The sequence below is a fragment of the Actinoplanes sp. OR16 genome (assembly GCF_004001265.1).
GTDB lineage: Bacteria > Actinomycetota > Actinomycetes > Mycobacteriales > Micromonosporaceae > Actinoplanes.
Genome location: NZ_AP019371.1, coordinates 4155518 through 4171886 on the forward strand (window position 1 = coordinate 4155518; position 16369 = coordinate 4171886).

Sequence of the window (16369 nt, forward strand, 5' to 3'; positions counted from 1 at the left end):
CAGGAGTGCCACATCCGCCGGTCAGGGTTGTCCGAGCCGGCGAGCGAAAGGTGTGGCGTGCTTCTTCTCCTCTTCCTGCACGCCGTCGCTGCCCTCTCCGCGCCGCTGTTGGTGCGGCTGGGCGGCAATCGTGTGCTGTACGGGCTTGCGCTGGTTCCAGCCTGCACCCTTTTATACGCATTTTTCGGAGATGTTGGCCCGGAAGTGTATCCCTGGGTTCCCCAGCTCGGCGTCGACCTGGCGTTCCAGATGGGTCCGCTCGCGCGGCTTCTCCTGGCGATCGTCGGCGGGATCGGCGCGATCGTCCTGGTCTACAGTGCTCGCTACTTCGCTTCCCGCGACGGCGATCTCGGACGATTCGCGGGCACCCTGCTCGCCTTCGCCGCCTCGATGACCGGACTCGTCCTCGCCGACGACCTCATCGTGCTCTACGTCTTCTGGGAGCTCACGACGGTCTTCTCGTACCTGCTGATCGGGCACCGCCCGGAGCAGGTCGCGGCCCGCCGCGCGGCGATGCAGGCGCTCGTCGTGACCACCGCGGGCGGGCTCGCCATGCTGGTCGGGTTCGTGATGCTCGGCGAGCACGCCGGCACCTACCGCTGGTCGGAGATCTCCGCGGGCGGGCTGCCGTCCGGCGGCTACCTGATCACCGCGGCGGTGCTGATCCTGGCCGGCGCGCTCTCCAAGTCGGCGATCTTCCCGTTCAGCTTCTGGTTGCCGGCCGCGATGGCCGCTCCCACGCCGGCGTCGGCGTACCTGCACGCCGCTTCGATGGTGAAGGCGGGCGTCTTCCTGATCGGCCTGCTCGGCCCGGCGTTCGGCGACGTCACCGCGTGGCGGGCGATCACCGTGGCCGGCGGCCTGGTCACGATGCTGCTCGGCGGCTGGCAGGCGATGCGGCAGAACGACCTCAAGCTGGTCCTCGCGTACGGGACGGTCAGCCAGCTCGGTCTGCTGACCGTCGCGTTCGGCGCCGGCACCCGGGCGGCCGCTCTGGCCGGCGCGATGCTGCTGCTGTCGCACGCGCTCTTCAAGGCCGCGCTCTTCCTGGTGGTCGGCGTGATCGACAAGACGGCCGGCACTCGCGACCTACGCGAACTGAGCGGTCTCGGTCGCCGCATGCCGGTCCTCGCGGGTGCGGCAGCGCTCGCCGTGGCGTCGATGGCCGGCATCCCGCCGCTCGCCGGCTTCGTCGGCAAGGAGGCCGCCTTCGCGGCCTTCGAACAGGACGGCCTGATTCTTCTCACCCTGGTCGCCGGGTCCGGCTTGACTGTCGCGTACGGCCTGAGGTTCGTGTGGGGCGCCTTCGCCGAGAAGCCCGGGGTGACCGTGACGGCGCCCGCCGCCCCCGGCCCGCTGTTCCTCGCACCGGCCGTGCTGCTGGCGGCCCTCTCGCTGGTCGCCGGCCTGTACTCGGCCCGCCTCGGTCACTTCCTCGAACCGTGGGCCGCGGCGTTCGGCGGACCCGAGTACCACCTCGGGCTCTGGCACGGTCTCGGCCTGCCGGTGCTGCTCTCGGTGGCGGTCCTCGCGATCGGCCTCTGGGTCTGGTTCGGCCTCGCCCGCCGCGCGCCCTGGCCGGAGCAGCGCTTCCCGTCCGCCGAGTCGGTCTACCGGCGGATCATGGCGGCCGTCGACCGGGCGGCCGTCGAGGTGACCGGCGCGACCCAGCGCGGCTCGCTGCCGTTCAGCCTCGGCTCGATCCTCGTCGTCATGATCGTCATCGGTGCGGTGACGCTCGGCCTCGGCGCGCCCTGGCCGGCCGGCGTGCGCCTCTGGGACAGCCCGCTGCAGCTCGTCGCCGGCGCCGTGGTGGCCGCGTCAGCGCTGCTCGCGGCCCGGGCCCGGCGGCGGATGACCGCGATGATCCTGGTCGGCGTCGGCGGGTACGGCGTGGCAGTCCTGTTCATCCTGCACGGCGCCCCCGACCTGGCACTCACCCAGTTCCTCGTCGAGACCGCCACGATCGTGATGTTCCTGCTGGTGCTGCGCCGGCTCCCGGCGTTCTTCTCAGCGCGCCCGCTGGTCGGCAGCAAGGTCGTGCGCAACCTGGTTGCGGTGGCGAGCGGGCTGGTGGCGGCCGGGATGGCGTACGCGGCGGTCAGTGGCAGGCAGGCCGTCCCGATCTCGGTCGACTTCCCCGACCTGGCCGTCTCCTACGGCGGCGGGACGAACATCGTCAACGTCGCGCTGGTCGACATCCGGGCCTGGGACACCATGGGCGAGATCTCGGTGCTCGTGGTGGCGGCGACCGGCGTGGCCAGCCTGATCTTCCGCCGGGACGGCGCGCTGCGGCGGCGTGTGCCGTCCTCCTCGTCGCTGCCCGACGCCGGGGCCGGCTGGCTGCGGGCCGGGGACACGCCGGAGGCCCGCCGCCAGTCGATCATCCTGCAGGTGGTGGCGCGGCTGCTGTTCCACACGATCGTGCTGTTCTCGATCTACCTGCTCTTCTCCGGGCACAACGCTCCCGGTGGCGGCTTCGCCGGTGGACTGGTCGCCGGGCTCGCCCTGACCACCCGCTATCTCGCGGGCGGCAAGCCGGAGCTGAACGCGGCTGCGCCCGTCGACGCCGGACTGGTGCTCGGCGCGGGACTGCTCACCGCCGTGACCACCGGGATGGTCGCCATGATCGCCGGCGGGGAGGTGCTGCAGAGCGCGCTGGTCGACGTACATCTGCCGCTCTTCGGTCATGTGCATTTCGCGACCTCGATGGCGTTCGACGTCGGTGTCTATCTGATCGTGGTCGGCCTGGTCCTGGAGATCCTGCGGTCGCTCGGCGCGGAGCTGGACCGGCAGCACGAGGACTCGTCCTTCGAGGAGCCGGCGCCGGCCGCCGAGCGGGAGAAGGAGCTGGTGTGACGCCGAATCTCGTCTATGTCGTGGTCATCGGCGTGCTGTTCGCGGCCGGGGTGTCGATGCTGCTCGAACGCAGTCTCACCCGGGTGCTGATGGGCATGATCCTGCTCGGCAACGGCGTCAACCTGCTGATCCTGCTCGGCGGGAAGGCCGGCGCCCCGCCGATCGTGGGTGATGCCCCGCAGGACGAGATGGCCGATCCGCTGCCCCAGATCATGATCTTGACGGCCATCGTGATCACGCTCGGGATGACCGCGTTCCTGCTGGCCCTGGCGTATCGGAGCTGGGCCATGTCCGGCCACGACGAGGTGCAGGACGACGTGGAGGACAAGCGGATCATGCTGCTTGCCGAACGGGACGAAGGCTCCGGCGTCGCGGACTCCGAGGAGCAGTCATGACCTGGCTCGTGCCCCTGCCCGTGACGATCCCGCTGCTGGGTGCCGCCCTCACGCTGCTGATGAACGGCCGCCCGCGAGCGCAGCGGACGATCAGCCTCACCGCGCTCACCGCGACCCTTCTCGTCTCCGCCGCGCTGCTCTACCTGTCCACGACCGAAGGGGCGCTGGTCGTCGCGGTCGGGGGCTGGGCGGCGCCGCTCGGCATCGTGCTGGTCGCCGACGAACTGGCCTCGCTCATGCTGGTCGTCTCCGCGGCCGTCACCGTGTGCGTGCTGATCTACTCGATCGGGCAGGGCATGGCCGACGGGCACGAGGAGACGCCGCTGTCGGTCTACCACCCGGCGTACCTCATCCTCACCGCCGGCGTGACGAACGCGTTCCTCGCCGGCGACCTGTTCAACCTCTACGTCGGATTCGAGATCCTGCTGGTCGCGAGCTATGTCCTGCTGACCATCGGCGGCACCGAGAACCGGATCCGGGCCGGTACGACGTACATCGTGGTCAGCCTCCTCTCCTCGGTGATCTTCCTGACCGCGATCGGGTTGATCTACGCGGCCACCGGCACGCTCAACATGGCCCAGCTCGCGGAACGGCTCGACGGGCTGCCGGACGGGCTCAAGCTGATCCTGCAAGGGATGCTGCTGCTCGCCTTCGGCATCAAGGCGGCGGTGTTCCCGCTCTCGTCGTGGCTGCCGGACAGCTACCCGACCGCGCCCGCCCCGGTCACCGCCGTCTTCGCGGGACTGCTCACGAAGGTCGGCGTGTACGCGATCATCCGTACCGAGACGCTGCTCTTCCCCGGTGGACGCGCGACAGTGGTCCTGCTGGTGCTCGCGCTGCTGACGATGGTGGTCGGCATCCTCGGCGCGGTAGCGCAGTCGGACATCAAGCGCCTGCTGTCGTTCACCCTGGTCAGCCACATCGGGTACCTGCTCTTCGGCGTCGGCCTGACCAGCCGGCTCGGGATGTCCAGCGCGATCTTCTACGTGGTCCACCACATCACCGTGCAGACCACGCTCTTCCTCGCCGCCGGTCTCATCGAGAAGCGCGGTGGCAGCACCGCCCTCGATCGGCTCGGCGGCCTCGCCCGGCTCAACCCGGTGCTCGCCGTCGCGTTCCTGATCCCGGCGCTCAACCTGGCCGGGATCCCGCCGTTCTCCGGCTTCATCGGCAAACTCGGTCTCATCGAAGCCGGTGTCGCCGACGGCGGTCCGCTCGCCTGGCTGCTCGTCGCCGGCAGCGTCCTGACCAGCCTGCTCACCCTCTACGCCATCGCCCGCGTCTGGAACCTGGCGTTCTGGCGCGCCCCGAATCCGGCGATGCCCGCCCCCGACGCCGGACGGTGCCCACCCATGATGATCGTTCCGACCTTGGCCCTGGTCGCGTTCGGCGTAGCCCTCACGGTGGTGGCCGGTCCCCTCTTCGCGGTGGGTGACCAGGCGGCAGGGCGATTGCAGGACCGTTCGGGGTACGCCCGGAGCGTCCTCTCTCCCGGAGGCACCCCATGATCGCCGGCCGCTGGCGTGATCGATGCGTCGCCGCCGTCGCGCTCACGGTGATCTGGACGCTGCTCTGGGGTGGCGTCACACCGATCACCGTCGTCGGCGGGCTGCTCATCGCCGTCGTGGTGCTGACCGTCTTCCCGCTGCCGCCGGTCACCTACGCCGGACGCGTCCACCCGCTCGGCGTCCTTCGCTTCGCGGCCCGGTTCGCCGTCGACATGGTGGTGGCGAGCGTGCAGGTGGCGCTGCTCGCCTTCCGGTTCGGCGCGACGGTCCGCAGCGCCGTCATAGCCGTCCGCTTGCGCGTGCCCAGCGATCTTGGACTGACGCTGACGGCGGAAGCGTTGTCGCTGGTTCCCGGCAGCCTCATCGTCGAGGTGGACCGCTCGCAGGGGATCCTCTACGTCCACGTCCTCGGCGTCTCCACCCTCGAAGAAGTGGAGCATTTCCGCGGTTCGGTGCTCGCGCTGGAACGCCGGATAGTCGACGCCTTCGGCTCTCCCGCCGAGCGTTCCGCATGTTCTTCGTTCTCTCCGGGGGGTCCCGCATGATCGCTGTGGCCGTGATCGTCACCGTCCTGCTGACCGCCGGCGCCGTCCTCACCCTGATCCGGGTGGTCCGCGGCCCGACGATCCTGGACCGCATCATCGCCATGGACGTCCTGCTCGCCATCGTGATGGCCGCGATCGGCGCCGAGGCGGCCTTCTCCCGCGACGCCACCGCCCTGCCGATCCTGGTGGTCCTCTCCATCCTCGGCTTCATCGGCTCGGTGAGCGTCGCCCGCTTCGCCACCCGGAGGCCACCCCGATGATCGACGCCCTGGCCTGGACCTGCCTCACCCTCGGCGCCCTGCTGAGCCTCTCCGCGGGCGTGGCCCTGCTCCGCTTCCCCGACCTGCTGTCCCGCATGCACGCCGCCACGAAACCCCAGGTCCTGGGCCTGCTCTTGATCCTGACCGGCTGCGCCTTGAGCCTCCGAGACCACCTGGGCGTGATGCTCCTCGTAGCCGTCTTCCAAATGGCCACCGCCCCGGTGGCAGCCCACATGGTCGGCCGCGCAGGTTACCGCTCGGGCCGAGTACGCCAGGACCTGCTGATCACCGACGAACTAGCCACCCAGCCACCCCTCCCGGATTCCCCACCACCCCACCCGGGGCCGGGCGACCCCCGCCGGCCCGCTCCAGACCCCGCCACCCATCCTCAACCCGCCGAAGCCCTGCCGCCCGAGCCGACCCGCCAGCCCGCCCGACCACCACTGCGCTGAACCAGCCCATCCCGACCGGATTCGCCCACCCCGAACCCGCTGAATCCTCGAAGCCCCGCCGGCCGGCAGCCCCCGCGAACCCACTCCCGGCCGGCGGCCCCACCTCCCAGCCCTGGCCGGCGGCCCTACCTCCCAGCCCTGGCCGGCGGTCCCCGCGATCCCGCCGCCGGCCGGCGTTCCTACCCCCAGACCCGGCCGCATCCCAGCGCTGCGCCCGATTTGTCGCTCTCGTGCAGGGACTGTCAAGAAAACGGTGTAACTCGATCTTGTTGAGGGTTAGTTGCGGCCTGCGGTGAGCCGTCCTTCGAAGGCGAGGTCGAAGGCGTTGAGGGCGGGTTTCCAGCGGATGGTCCAGCGGCGGCGGCCAGCGCCGGTCGGGTCCAGGGCCATCACGGCCAGGTAGACGCATTTCAGGGCGGCCTGCTCGTTCGGGAAGTGCCCGCGGGCCCGGACGGCGCGGCGGATGCGGGCGTTCACGCTCTCGATCGCGTTGGTGGAGCAGACGACCTTACGGATTTCGGCGTCGAACGCGAGGAACGGCACGAACTCGGCCCAGGCGTTCTCCCAGAGCCGGACGATCGCCGGATATCGCTCGCCCCAGGCCTCAGCGAACTCCAGGAAGCGCTGCTCGGCAGCCTGCTCGGTCGGTGCGGTGTAGACCGGCTTGAGTGCCTTGGCGATGGCGTCGTAGTGCTGGCGGCCGGCGTATTTGAACGAGTTGCGCAGCAGGTGCACCACGCAGGTCTGGACCACGGTCTTCGGCCAGACGGTGTTGATCGCGTCAGGCAGCCCGGTCAGGCCGTCGCAGACGGCCATCAGCACGTCCTCGACACCACGGTTCTTGAGCTCGGTGCACACGCTGAACCAGAACTTGGCGCCTTCGCCGCCGTCGCCAGCCCAGAGCCCGAGGATGTCGCGGGTGCCCTCGGCGGTGACCGCGAGGGCGACGTAGATGGGCCGGTTGGCGACTTTGCCGTCGCGGATCTTGACGTTGATCGCGTCCAGGAAGATCACCGGATAGACCCTGTCGAGGGGCCGGTTCTGCCACTCGGCCATGCCGTCGATGACCTTATCGGTGATCGTGGAGATCGTCTGGCGCGAGACGTCGGCGCCATAGACCTCGGCCAGGTGAGCGCTGATCTCCCCGGTGGTCAGGCCTTTCGCCGACAGCGACAGGACCATGTCCTCGACACCAGTCAGCCGACGTTGCCGCTTCTTGACGATCTGCGGCTCGAACGAGGCGTCGCGATCGCGCGGCACGGTGATCTCGACCGGGCCGACATCGGTCAGCACGGTCTTGGCCCGGGTCCCGTTACGGGAGTTGCCGCCGTCTTTGCCGGCCGGGTCGTGTTTCTCATAGCCGAGGTGATCGGTGATCTCACCATCGAGGGCGGCTTCGATCACTCGCTTGGTCAACTGCTGCAGCAGACCGCCTTCGCCGGTCAGTTGCAGGCCCGCTGCGCGGGCCTGCTCGACCAGCTGGCCGACTAGCTCGGCATCCACGCCTTCCGGGGTGGTTGCCGGATCCTTCTTCTTGGCCACCGCCGAAGTATCCACGGTGGCATCGATCGTCACGGTCATCTGGTGTCTCCTTGATCAGGAGTTACACCGTTTTTCTTACAGTCCCCTCGTGCAGCCTGGCGTGTGTCGGTGGCTGGGTTCAGGGCGGTGCGGCTGTGGCTCATTGCTGTGTTGTGGGTGGTCGGACAGCAATGAGTCACAGCCGGGCCCGCGAGCTGTGACTCGGTGCGTCGTCGTTCCGTGGTGCGGCCGGCCTGAGCGCCTGTGCCACCCTGGCCGTCCGATTTGTCGTTGTCGTGCAGCCTGGTGTGCTCGGGGGTGTGTGGGTGGTTGGGGTTCGGGGCGGTGTGGCTGTGGTTCATTGCTGTGTTGTGGGTGGTCGGACAGCAATGAGTCACAGCTGGGCCCGCGGGCTGTGACTCGGTGCGTCGTCGTTCCGTGGTGCGGCCGGCCTGAGCGCCTGTGCCACCCTGGCCGTCCGATTTGTCGTTGTCGTGCAGCCTGGTGTGCTCGGGGGTGTGTGGGTGGTTGGGGTTCGGGGCGGTGTGGCTGTGGTTCATTGCTGTGTTGTGGGTGGTCGGACAGCAATGAGTCACAGCTGGGCCCGCGGGCTGTGACTCGGTGCGTCGTCGTTCCGTGGTGCGGCCGGCCTGAGCGCCTGTGCCACCCTGGCCGTCCGATTTGTCGTTGTCGTGCAGCCTGGTGTGCTCGGGCGCGTGTGGGTGGTTGGGGTTCGGGGCGGTGTGGCTGTGGTTCATTGCTGTGTTGTGGGTGGTCGGACAGCAATGAGTCACAGCTGGGCCCGCGGGCTGTGACTCGGTGCGTCGTCGTTCCGTGGTGCGGCCGGCCTGAGCGCCTGTGCCACCCTGGCCGTCCGATTTGTCGCTGTCGTGCAGCCTGGTGTGCTCGGGCGCGTGTGGGTGGTTGGGGTTCGGGGCGGTGTGGCTGTGGTTCATTGCTGTGTTGTGGGTGGTCGGACAGCAATGAGTCACAGCTGGGCCCGCGGGCTGTGACTCGGTGCGTCGTCGTTCCGTGGTGCGGCCGGCCTGAGCGCCTGTGCCACCCTGGCCGTCCGATTTGTCGCTGTCGTGCAGCCTGGTGTGCTCGGGCGCGTGTGGGTGGCTGGGCTCGGGGCGGTGTGGCTGTGGCTCATTGCTGTGTTGCGGGTCGTCGGAGAGCAATGAGTCACAGCCAGAACCCGCGAGCTGTGACTCGGTGCGTCGTCGCTTCGCGGTGCGGCCGGCCGAACGTCAGCGCCACCTCACCGTCCGAATTGTCGCTCTCTCGTGCAGCTGTTGGAACCGGCTGTACGCCTGCACTGTCCCGCCGTCCGATTTGTCGCTCTCTGGAGCAACCATGGGACCGGAGACTGGCTGGGTCATTCCGGTGGATCGTGGTGGATTCTGGTTTTGGGGACGCCCAAGTGCTCCAAGGCTGCGGTCGTGGCGGCGACCATCAAGGGCGGGCCGGCGACGCAGACTTCGTGGCGGGACCATTCGCCGTAGGCGGCGACGGCGTCGGTGAGGAGGCCGAAGGTGTACGGGCCCGGGAAGCCCTCGGAGACGACGGGGACGATCGTGACCTTGGGGGCGGTGTGGGCGATGGCGGACACGTCGTCGATGTCGTAGAGCTCCGAGACGTCCCGTACGCCCCAGAAGAGGGTCACCGGGCGCGGGTCGGCGGTGGCGGCGATCTGGGTGATCATCGCCTTCATCGGGGCGATGCCCGTGTCCTCGGCCAGCATGAGAACGCCGCGGCCCGGCTCGGCGGGGACGCTGATGTCGCCGGAAGCCCTGGTCAGGTGGATGCGGTCGCCCACCCGGGTGCGGTGGACGAGGGTGTGGCCGACGCCGTGCGGGGACCTGGCGCGGACGTGCAGCTCGATCGTCTCGCCCCGGTGCGGCGCGCCGGCAAGGGAGAACGGGCGCCACGCGCCGGGGTGGTCGGCGACTTCGACGCCGGCGTACTGGCCGGGGCGGTACGGCATGGGCAGAAACGGTCGGACGCGGAGCACCGCGAGGTCGGGGCGGCGGAGTTCGTGCGCGGTCACCTCGGCGGTCCAGATGGTCGGCTGGTACGCGGCGAGCGTCCCGCCGTGCACGATCCACTCGTAGGTGTGCTGCCACGTCCAGCGCCACGCCAGATCGAAATCCTGCCGCCACTGGCCCGGCGTCATCCCGGTGCGCAGCGACTCGGCGACGGCGGCGCCGACCAGTTGCATCTGCTGCCACTGGACGCCGCATGCGGAGAGTGCCGCACCCAGCGCGCCGCAGCCGGCGACCACTTTCGGCGGATTGTCCAAGTTGTGGACCAGCCAGGTGAGTGCCCTGGCCAGCTGACCTCGCTGCGTGGCGGCCGTACCGGAGATCGTCGCGAGCAGATCCGGCTGCGCTTGGAGCAAGGCGTCCCAGAGCCGCTCGCTGACTTCCTCGACGCCCCCTGCGAACGTCAGGCTCGTGCTGAGCAGGCGCTGGGTGTCGCGGAGTGCCACGTCGTCGGCGGGATCCATGCCGTCCGAACCGGGGGCGTTGCGGATCGGTGCCGGACCGTGGCCGGGCCGGGGCGGGTAGCCGCTGAACGCCGACGGGTCCGTCGGGAACTCGGTTCCGGGCGGGCCGATCGGGCGGATCCCGTCGAGGCCGGGGATCGGGGGCGCGGGAGTGGCCGGGCCGGCCGGGTTCACGCCGGTGATCGGGTTGATCCGGCCTGCCGCGGCGCCCCAGACACCCTTCGCCGGACGCCGGTTCGCAGAGTTGCCCAGTCCGGATCGGCCGAGGGTCGCTCCGGGGTCGCCGCGCCAGAGGAGTTCCGAGTTCGCCTTCTTCGAGGAGGCGGGCTTGGGCGGCGGAGGCGCGGACGCGGGCTCGGGCGCCGGGGGCGGCGGGATCCGGCTGGGATGAGCCGGGGGCTCGTCAGGAAACAAGGCGGCCCCTCCCTTACCTGATATTTCTGCCCTACCCGATAAATCGGAAATTTCTGGCTTCGGAGGAATCTCGCTCGACGCCGCCGCCTTCTCGCGTGCCTTCGCGGCTATCTCGGACAGCGCTGCCGCCGTATCCGCCGCACCGGCGGCCGCCGCGTCCGGCGCGTTCTGGCGCAGCCGGATGGCCCGCAGCAACGCGAGCAGATGCGGGTCGGATCCCTGTCCCGAACCAGCCGACACTGACAAACCCTCCGAGAAAGTTAGGAACATCCTCTCTCACCATATGCCCGATGTGCCGGAAAAATCCGGCCCGCGCAGGCCAGCACCGCCTCCGGATCGGCCTACCGCAGGCGTGGAGCACAATGCTCGGGTGCCAGCGCTCACCATCACCAGCTCCGACGACCCCCGCATCGCCGACTACCGCGCCCTCACCGACGTCGAGTTGCGCACCAAGTGGGAGCCGCCGAACGGGCTGTTCATAGCCGAAGGCGAACTGGTGATCCAGCGCGCGCTGAAGGCCGGCTACCGGATGCGGTCCGCCCTCGTCGACGAGCGACGCGCCGACCAGCTGACCGGCCTGCCGTCCGACGCGCCCCTGTACGCCGCCACCCCGCCCGTCCTGGAGTCGATCACCGGCTTCCACGTCCACCGCGGGATCCTGGCGTCGTTCCACCGCCGTGACCTGATGCCGCTGGACGAACTGCTGTCGAACGCCCGCAGCATCGCCGTCCTCGAAGGCCTCAACACGCACACCAACCTCGGCGCCCTGTTCCGCAGCGCGGCCGCCCTCGGCATCGACGCCGTCGTGCTCTCCCCGAACTGCGCCGACCCGCTCTACCGCCGCGCCGTCCGGGTCAGCATGGGCGAGGTCTTCGCGATCCCGTACGCCAAACCCGACGACGGCTGGCGCCACACCCTTGCGGCGATCCGCGAGGCCGGCTTCACCCTGCTGGCGATGACCCCGGCCGACGACGCCGTACCCCTGCAATCCCTCACCCCCGCCCAGCGCCACCGCCCCGCCCTCCTCCTCGGCGCCGAAGGACCCGGCCTCACCCGCCAGGCACTCCAGGCCAGCGACGTCCGCGTATCCATCCCCATGCACAACGGCGTCGACTCCCTCAACGTGGCCACGGCGGCGGCCATCGCTTTCTGGGAGCTTTCCCTACAGATGTACGGCATCGACGGCCGTCCCCAGTAGCCCCGTTTCTGTCCCGCCCGGTCCCGCGAAACGGGCAGTCAGGGCTGGGAGTCAGGGCTGCGGGACTGCGTAGCCGGGGATCGAGGGCCAGCGGACCGTCAGCACCACTGACTCGTCGGCGGCCAGCCAGGAGTGGTCCACGCCTCGTTGCCAGACCACGTAGTCACCCTGCTTGTCGAGGACCACGGTCCGGCCGGGGAACTCCATGTGGAAGCAGCCGCTGATCAGGACGAGCAGGGCGGTGCGGTCCTCGCCGCGTACCCACTGGGCCCGGCGGTCGCCCTTCGGGTGGCGGCCCCACTTGATCTCGACGTCGGTGCTGTGCCGGGGGTCGCCTTCCGGCTTGAAGTGGCCGAGCAGCCAGCCGCGGTCGGCGAGCGCGTCCGGGTCGGCGTTGCCTACGTAGATCCCATCTGTCACGGTCGCCGACGCTACCGGGTGGGCACGGGTCCGGCAGCTCGGAGGACCGCGTTCAGGAGGGCGGGGACTTCGGGCGCGGCGCCGGTCGGGTACGCGCACGTCCGTCTCGTGTAGGCGAACACCAGGCCGTGATCGGGATCGGCCAGGGCGTGTGTCCCGGAGGCGCCGCTGTGGCCGAACGCCGACGGGGACAGTCCGGGGTAACGCAGGTGCTGGACTTCGAAGCCGAGGCCGAAGTGCCGGCGTTCCCCGGTGACACGATCGAAGCCGTCCGACGAGATCTGGGCGAAGTCCGCGAGAGTGTGCCGATCGACGAACGGCCGTGCCGGCGAGGAGGAACCCGGCGGGGGAGAGGCACCCCACAGCGCGGCGGCGTACATGGAAGCCAGCCCTCGGGCACTGGCGACGGCGCCACCGGAGAGCGGGCCTGCCGCGCGGACCGACGGCGTGTTGATCCAGGAGATCATGTCGGTGGGCGGGGCGGCGTTCAGGTTGAAGGCGATCTCGGTGAGGCTTCCGGGCGGGATCCGGATCTTCTGCGGCGGCGGCAGCAGCGGGCGGTAGCGGCTCTCGTCGGGCGTTCCGAGGAAGACGTCCGGTGTGCCGATCAGATCGGTGAAGAGCTGCTTCGTGGTACGTCCGGTAGCGCGCGTGACGACCTCGTTCAGCAGAGCGCCGATCGTGAACGCGTGATAGCCGTAAGCGCTGCCCGGCCTCCAGAACGGTTCCTGGTGGAGGAGGCGGGCCGCGAGCAGCCGGTCGTCGGCCAGTTCCGCCGGGGTGAAGCCGCCGTGCACCCCGATCAGCCCGGAGCGGTGTGCGAGCAGATCCGTCAGGGTGAGGGCCGGCAGGGTGAACTCCGGCCAGTATTCGACGACCCGCCGGTCCAGCTCCAGCACGCCGTCGGCGACCAGGGCGGCGGCCACCAGGTACGCCGCCGCTTTGCCCGCCGAGTAGACGCCGGTGAGCGCGTCGCCGTCGCCGGCCGCGGGGGACCAGGCGTCGACGACCCGCCGGCCGTGGTGGTGGACGACCAACTGCGCGCCCGGGTCGGACGGCAGACCGGCGAGAGCGTCCACCACGACGGCGAACGGTTCGGCGGCGGTTCCCCGTACGGGAAAAGGCATTTGATCTCGGGCTTAGAGCGCCTCGTCCAAGATCTTCCGGTAGGCGGGCGGGATGTGGTTCGGACCGCCCGGGGTGAAGACGGCGCTGTGCGAGGCGTCGGCCCACGCGGAGTCGGGCACGGCGGCGCGCAGGGCGGTGAGCACGGGGGCGTCGTCGGTCAGCAGCGAGAGCGCGACCAGGCACTCCTCGGCCTCGCCGACACACTCGAACGGCTTGTGCGCGTCGACGCCGAGCAGCTCCAGGAAGCCCGGCACCTGCGCCTCGTCGGCGAACAGGTCGTGGCCGAAGATGTGCGCGAGCCGCTCGCGGGGCATGTGCGGGGCCATCGCGAGGAACACGAACCGGCACTTCGGACAGTCACCGCACCAGCGGGCCGTCGGGTCGTGGAGTTTGAACGCCTTGTTACAACTGGTAACGACGTCATCGTACGCTGTGTAACCGGCGAAGAGCTGGGCGATGTGCAGCTCGGAGAGAGTCCGGAGCAGCGAGAAGTACGGGTCGGCCAGACCGGTGACGGCCGTGACCGCCTCCCGCAGCAGCCCTTCGGCCTCGGCGCCCTTCGACCACTGGTGGTTGACCTCGTGACCGTTCCAGATCAGGTTCGGGTCGGAGGCGGAGCGCTCGTTCGACATGACCACCGGGCCGAGGCCGTGCCAGACCGCCGTGGCGACGGCGATCAGGCTGTTGATCGCGGTGACCGGGATGTGCCCGTTCAGCGCGCCGGCCTTGTTCAGCTCGAACAGCTTCGGGTCGAGCTTGCGGCGGGCGGCGAGCGCGTCCAGGCCGGAGGCGGCGTTCACGTTCACGATCACCGGGTTCGGGTTGACCGAGAACGGCACCGGGTCGAGGCCGGCCGCGCGCAGGATCTCCAGCGTGACGATGGAGTCCTTGCCGCCGCCGACTGCGGAGAGCGGGCGGCCTGTCATGTCCGAGATTTCGGAGATGACAGCCGCGTCCTGCGTCTCCACCGTCAGCTCGAGCACGTGCGGGAGCTGATTGCGGTAGGCGTACTCCGCCAGGCCCTTCGTGTAGACCGCCGTGAAGAAGTCGCGCGCCGCGGCGGGCACCGGCTTCGGCGCCACGATCCGGGCCGGCGCGCCCACCTTGTAGTAGCTGACACCGGCGACGACGTGCAGCAGGTCGAGCACCTTGGTCAGCGCGGCCGGCACCTCACGGCCGTCCTCCGGCACCGGGAACGTGATCGTCTCGGTGAAGCGGAGCGGCTCCGGACCGTCCAGCAGGTAGTCGAACGCCGCCACCCCGGTCGAGGGATCGAACGAGTACGAGGGGAAGCGCATGACGTCGAACTGCACCCGGGAACTCCTGTCATTAGGCCGACGGGCAATATTAGTTCGACTCGAGAGTGACCCGGTTGGGGGAGATGACGTGCGCCTGGAGGATCTGCGTGGCCGCTCGGTGGCGGTCTGGGGCACCGGCCGTGAAGGACGGGCCGCCGTGACCGCGATCGCGAAGCACGAGCCGGCGCGCCTGATCGCCGTCGACGACAGCGCCAACTACCTCTCCACGCCGTGGGAGGACGAGATCGCCGCCCTCGCGCCGCTCGCCGGCGGGGAGCACGCGCAGGCCGCCCTCTACACGGCGGACGTCGTGGTGCGTTCGCCCGGTGTCCCGCTCACCCATCCGTACCTCCAGGAATTGCGCTCCCGGGGCGTCACGGTGACCGGCGGCAGCGCGCTCTGGATGGCCGCGAACGCCGCCAAGACCGTCGGCGTGACCGGCAGCAAGGGCAAGAGCACCACGTCGAGCCTGATCAGTCACCTCCTGGCGGCGGTGGGCAAGCCGAACGCGTACGGCGGCAACATCGGCATTCCACTTCTCGACATGCCCGAATCTGATCTGTACGTGCTGGAGCTCTCCAGTTACCAATGTGCCGATCTGACCGAATCGCCCCGGGTGGCCGTGGTGACGTCGCTGTTCCCGGAGCACCTGGACTCGCACGGCAGTGAGCAGAACTATTACCGGGACAAGCTCAACATCCTCCGGTACGGACCGGAACTGATCGTGGTGAACGCCGAGGACGACCGGCTCCGGGGCGAGATCCGCGGGGTCGTCGACCGCAACGGCTTCCCCCCGGTCCCGGCGGCCGCCGAGGACTCCCGGTTCCGGGTCGAGGACGGCACCGTGTTCTGCAGCGACGAACCGCTGTTCAGCAGGTCGGCGCTGGGGTTGAAGGGCCGGCACAACGAGCGGAACTTGTGTGTGGCGCTCGCCGTGCTGGACGGGATGGGTGTGGACGTCGTCGGTCTGCGGGACGACTTGGAGGCTGCTGTCCGGTCGTTCCGTGGACTGCCGCACCGCCTCGCCGAGATCTCGGACCCGTCCGGGGTCACGTTCGTCGACGACACGCTCTCGACGAGTCCGTATTCAGCGATCCATGCGATCGAGGCTTATGAGGATCGGCCACTCACCGTGCTCGTCGGGGGGACTGATCGCGGGCTGGATTACGCTCCGTTACGTTCATTCTTGGAGTCGCGGACACTGACGGTGATTGGGTTGCCGGACAGTGGTGGGCGGATAATTTCGGAAATTTCGGATTTGTCGGGCGTCTCGACGCACCTGGCCGAGGACTTGATCGACGCCGTCCGCATAGCGCGCGAGGTGACCCCGTCAGGCGGCGTAGTCCTGTTGTCCCCGGCAGCCCCGAGCTACGGCCGCTTCCGCAACTTCGAACACCGCTCCGAAGTCTTCGCCCAAGCCGTATCCGACACCGCCAAGTAGCCCTCCCAGCCCTCTCTGGCGGCGCCCGCTCCCGCCAGCTCCCGCTCCCGCCGCTCCTCCGCCCTGCCGCCGTCCTGCCCCCGTCTTGCCGCCGCTCCGCCGTCCTGCCGCCCCCTCGCCGCCGCTCCAAGATCTGTCAGGTCGATCCCTTGGCCTCGCCCCCGCTGCCGCTCCAAGGTCTGCAGGCGGCCCATGCGGGAGCTCGACCGGCGGTGCCCCGGCGGGTGGGATGTCGGGCGGCCGTCGAGCGCGGCCGGCCGGAGGGTGGTCTTCAAGGCTTGTTCTCACTGTCAGTGAGCGGAACGTGGGGTAAGGGTGACCACCGACTCGGGCGGCGGGTCGTTGGCCGGCCCGTGTTGCTCCTGGCTGGAGGGCCCTTTGTGGGGCGTGGTGGCTGCGTTCGGCGACTGCCCGTCCCCGT

13 protein-coding genes are annotated in these 16369 nt (G+C 69.8%); 8 read left to right on the top strand and 5 right to left on the bottom strand.

The window, feature by feature from the left end; genetic code table 11:
* Positions 1–57 precede the first annotated feature (57 nt).
* Genes EP757_RS19315 through mnhG form a run of 6 tightly spaced genes read left to right on the top strand, consistent with a single transcriptional unit; the run spans position 58 to position 6019 of the window.
* Positions 58–2859 (top strand): Na+/H+ antiporter subunit A, encoded by a 2802-nt coding sequence (locus EP757_RS19315; RefSeq protein WP_127547981.1) that lies wholly within the window; start codon positions 58–60, stop codon positions 2857–2859.
* Positions 2860–2915: 56 nt separating this feature from the next.
* The gene (locus tag EP757_RS19320; RefSeq protein ID WP_232050693.1) at positions 2916–3254 is read left to right on the top strand and encodes a Na(+)/H(+) antiporter subunit C; all 339 of its coding nucleotides are present in this window, start codon (positions 2916–2918) and stop codon (positions 3252–3254) included.
* A complete protein-coding gene (locus EP757_RS19325; RefSeq protein ID WP_127547984.1) occupies positions 3251–4762 on the top strand; it encodes a Na+/H+ antiporter subunit D in 1512 nt (503 codons plus the stop codon). Before EP757_RS19320 ends, EP757_RS19325 begins: the two co-directional genes overlap by 4 nt.
* Positions 4759–5307 (top strand): Na+/H+ antiporter subunit E, encoded by a 549-nt coding sequence (locus EP757_RS19330; protein WP_127547986.1) that lies wholly within the window; start codon positions 4759–4761, stop codon positions 5305–5307. The genes EP757_RS19325 and EP757_RS19330 overlap by 4 nt, the downstream gene beginning before the upstream one ends.
* A complete protein-coding gene (locus EP757_RS19335) occupies positions 5304–5567 on the top strand; it encodes a monovalent cation/H+ antiporter complex subunit F (RefSeq protein ID WP_127547988.1) in 264 nt (87 codons plus the stop codon). The genes EP757_RS19330 and EP757_RS19335 overlap by 4 nt, the downstream gene beginning before the upstream one ends.
* Positions 5564–6019, top strand: a complete 456-nt coding sequence (mnhG, locus tag EP757_RS19340; protein ID WP_127547990.1) for a monovalent cation/H(+) antiporter subunit G — start codon at positions 5564–5566, stop codon at positions 6017–6019. Before EP757_RS19335 ends, mnhG begins: the two co-directional genes overlap by 4 nt.
* Positions 6020–6295: 276 nt before the next feature.
* On the opposite strand, the gene EP757_RS19345 is transcribed toward mnhG, so the two are convergent.
* The gene (locus EP757_RS19345; protein ID WP_232049958.1) at positions 6296–7600 is read right to left on the bottom strand and encodes an IS256 family transposase; all 1305 of its coding nucleotides are present in this window, start codon (positions 7598–7600) and stop codon (positions 6296–6298) included.
* Positions 7601–8918: 1318 nt separating this feature from the next.
* Positions 8919–10703 carry a flavohemoprotein gene (locus EP757_RS19350; RefSeq protein ID WP_127547991.1) on the bottom strand — a complete coding sequence of 595 codons (1785 nt, stop codon included), beginning with the start codon at positions 10701–10703 and terminating at the stop codon, positions 8919–8921.
* 130 nt (positions 10704–10833) lie between these two features.
* On the opposite strand from EP757_RS19350, the gene EP757_RS19355 reads away from it, so the two are divergent.
* Positions 10834–11661: an RNA methyltransferase gene (locus tag EP757_RS19355; RefSeq protein ID WP_232050572.1), complete on the top strand. Its 828-nt coding sequence runs from the start codon at positions 10834–10836 to the stop codon at positions 11659–11661.
* Between the two features lie 51 nt (positions 11662–11712).
* Here EP757_RS19355 and EP757_RS19360 read toward each other — a convergent pair whose 3' ends face one another.
* From EP757_RS19360 to EP757_RS19370, 3 genes are read right to left on the bottom strand one after another with little or no spacing between them, the layout of a single operon-like run.
* A complete protein-coding gene (locus EP757_RS19360) occupies positions 11713–12081 on the bottom strand; it encodes a signal peptidase I (RefSeq protein WP_127547995.1) in 369 nt (122 codons plus the stop codon).
* A gap of 11 nt (positions 12082–12092) precedes the next feature.
* On the bottom strand, positions 12093–13208 hold the full coding sequence (locus EP757_RS19365; RefSeq protein WP_232050573.1) for a serine hydrolase domain-containing protein: 1116 nt from the start codon (positions 13206–13208) through the stop codon (positions 12093–12095).
* A gap of 12 nt (positions 13209–13220) precedes the next feature.
* Positions 13221–14507, bottom strand: coding sequence for a hypothetical protein (locus EP757_RS19370; RefSeq protein WP_127554322.1), 1287 nt, complete (start codon positions 14505–14507; stop codon positions 13221–13223).
* A gap of 88 nt (positions 14508–14595) precedes the next feature.
* Here EP757_RS19370 and murD point away from each other — a divergent pair, with 88 nt between their 5' ends.
* Positions 14596–15948, top strand: a complete 1353-nt coding sequence (gene murD, locus EP757_RS19375) for a UDP-N-acetylmuramoyl-L-alanine--D-glutamate ligase (RefSeq protein WP_127547997.1) — start codon at positions 14596–14598, stop codon at positions 15946–15948.
* The last annotated feature ends 421 nt before the right edge of the window (positions 15949–16369 follow it).

What these genes read in the sequence shown, in the direction of transcription:
- EP757_RS19365 (WP_232050573.1), bottom strand. Translation starts at nt 13,208, where the DNA reads ATGCCTTTTCCCGTACGGGGAACCGCCGCCGAACCGTTCGCCGTCGTG.
- EP757_RS19330 (WP_127547986.1), top strand. Translation starts at nt 4,759, where the DNA reads ATGATCGCCGGCCGCTGGCGTGATCGATGCGTCGCCGCCGTCGCGCTC.
- mnhG (WP_127547990.1), top strand. Translation starts at nt 5,564, where the DNA reads ATGATCGACGCCCTGGCCTGGACCTGCCTCACCCTCGGCGCCCTGCTG.
- EP757_RS19335 (WP_127547988.1), top strand. Translation starts at nt 5,304, where the DNA reads ATGATCGCTGTGGCCGTGATCGTCACCGTCCTGCTGACCGCCGGCGCC.
- EP757_RS19325 (WP_127547984.1), top strand. Translation starts at nt 3,251, where the DNA reads ATGACCTGGCTCGTGCCCCTGCCCGTGACGATCCCGCTGCTGGGTGCC.
- EP757_RS19370 (WP_127554322.1), bottom strand. Translation starts at nt 14,507, where the DNA reads ATGCGCTTCCCCTCGTACTCGTTCGATCCCTCGACCGGGGTGGCGGCG.
- EP757_RS19345 (WP_232049958.1), bottom strand. Translation starts at nt 7,600, where the DNA reads ATGACCGTGACGATCGATGCCACCGTGGATACTTCGGCGGTGGCCAAG.
- EP757_RS19320 (WP_232050693.1), top strand. Translation starts at nt 2,916, where the DNA reads ATGCTGCTCGAACGCAGTCTCACCCGGGTGCTGATGGGCATGATCCTG.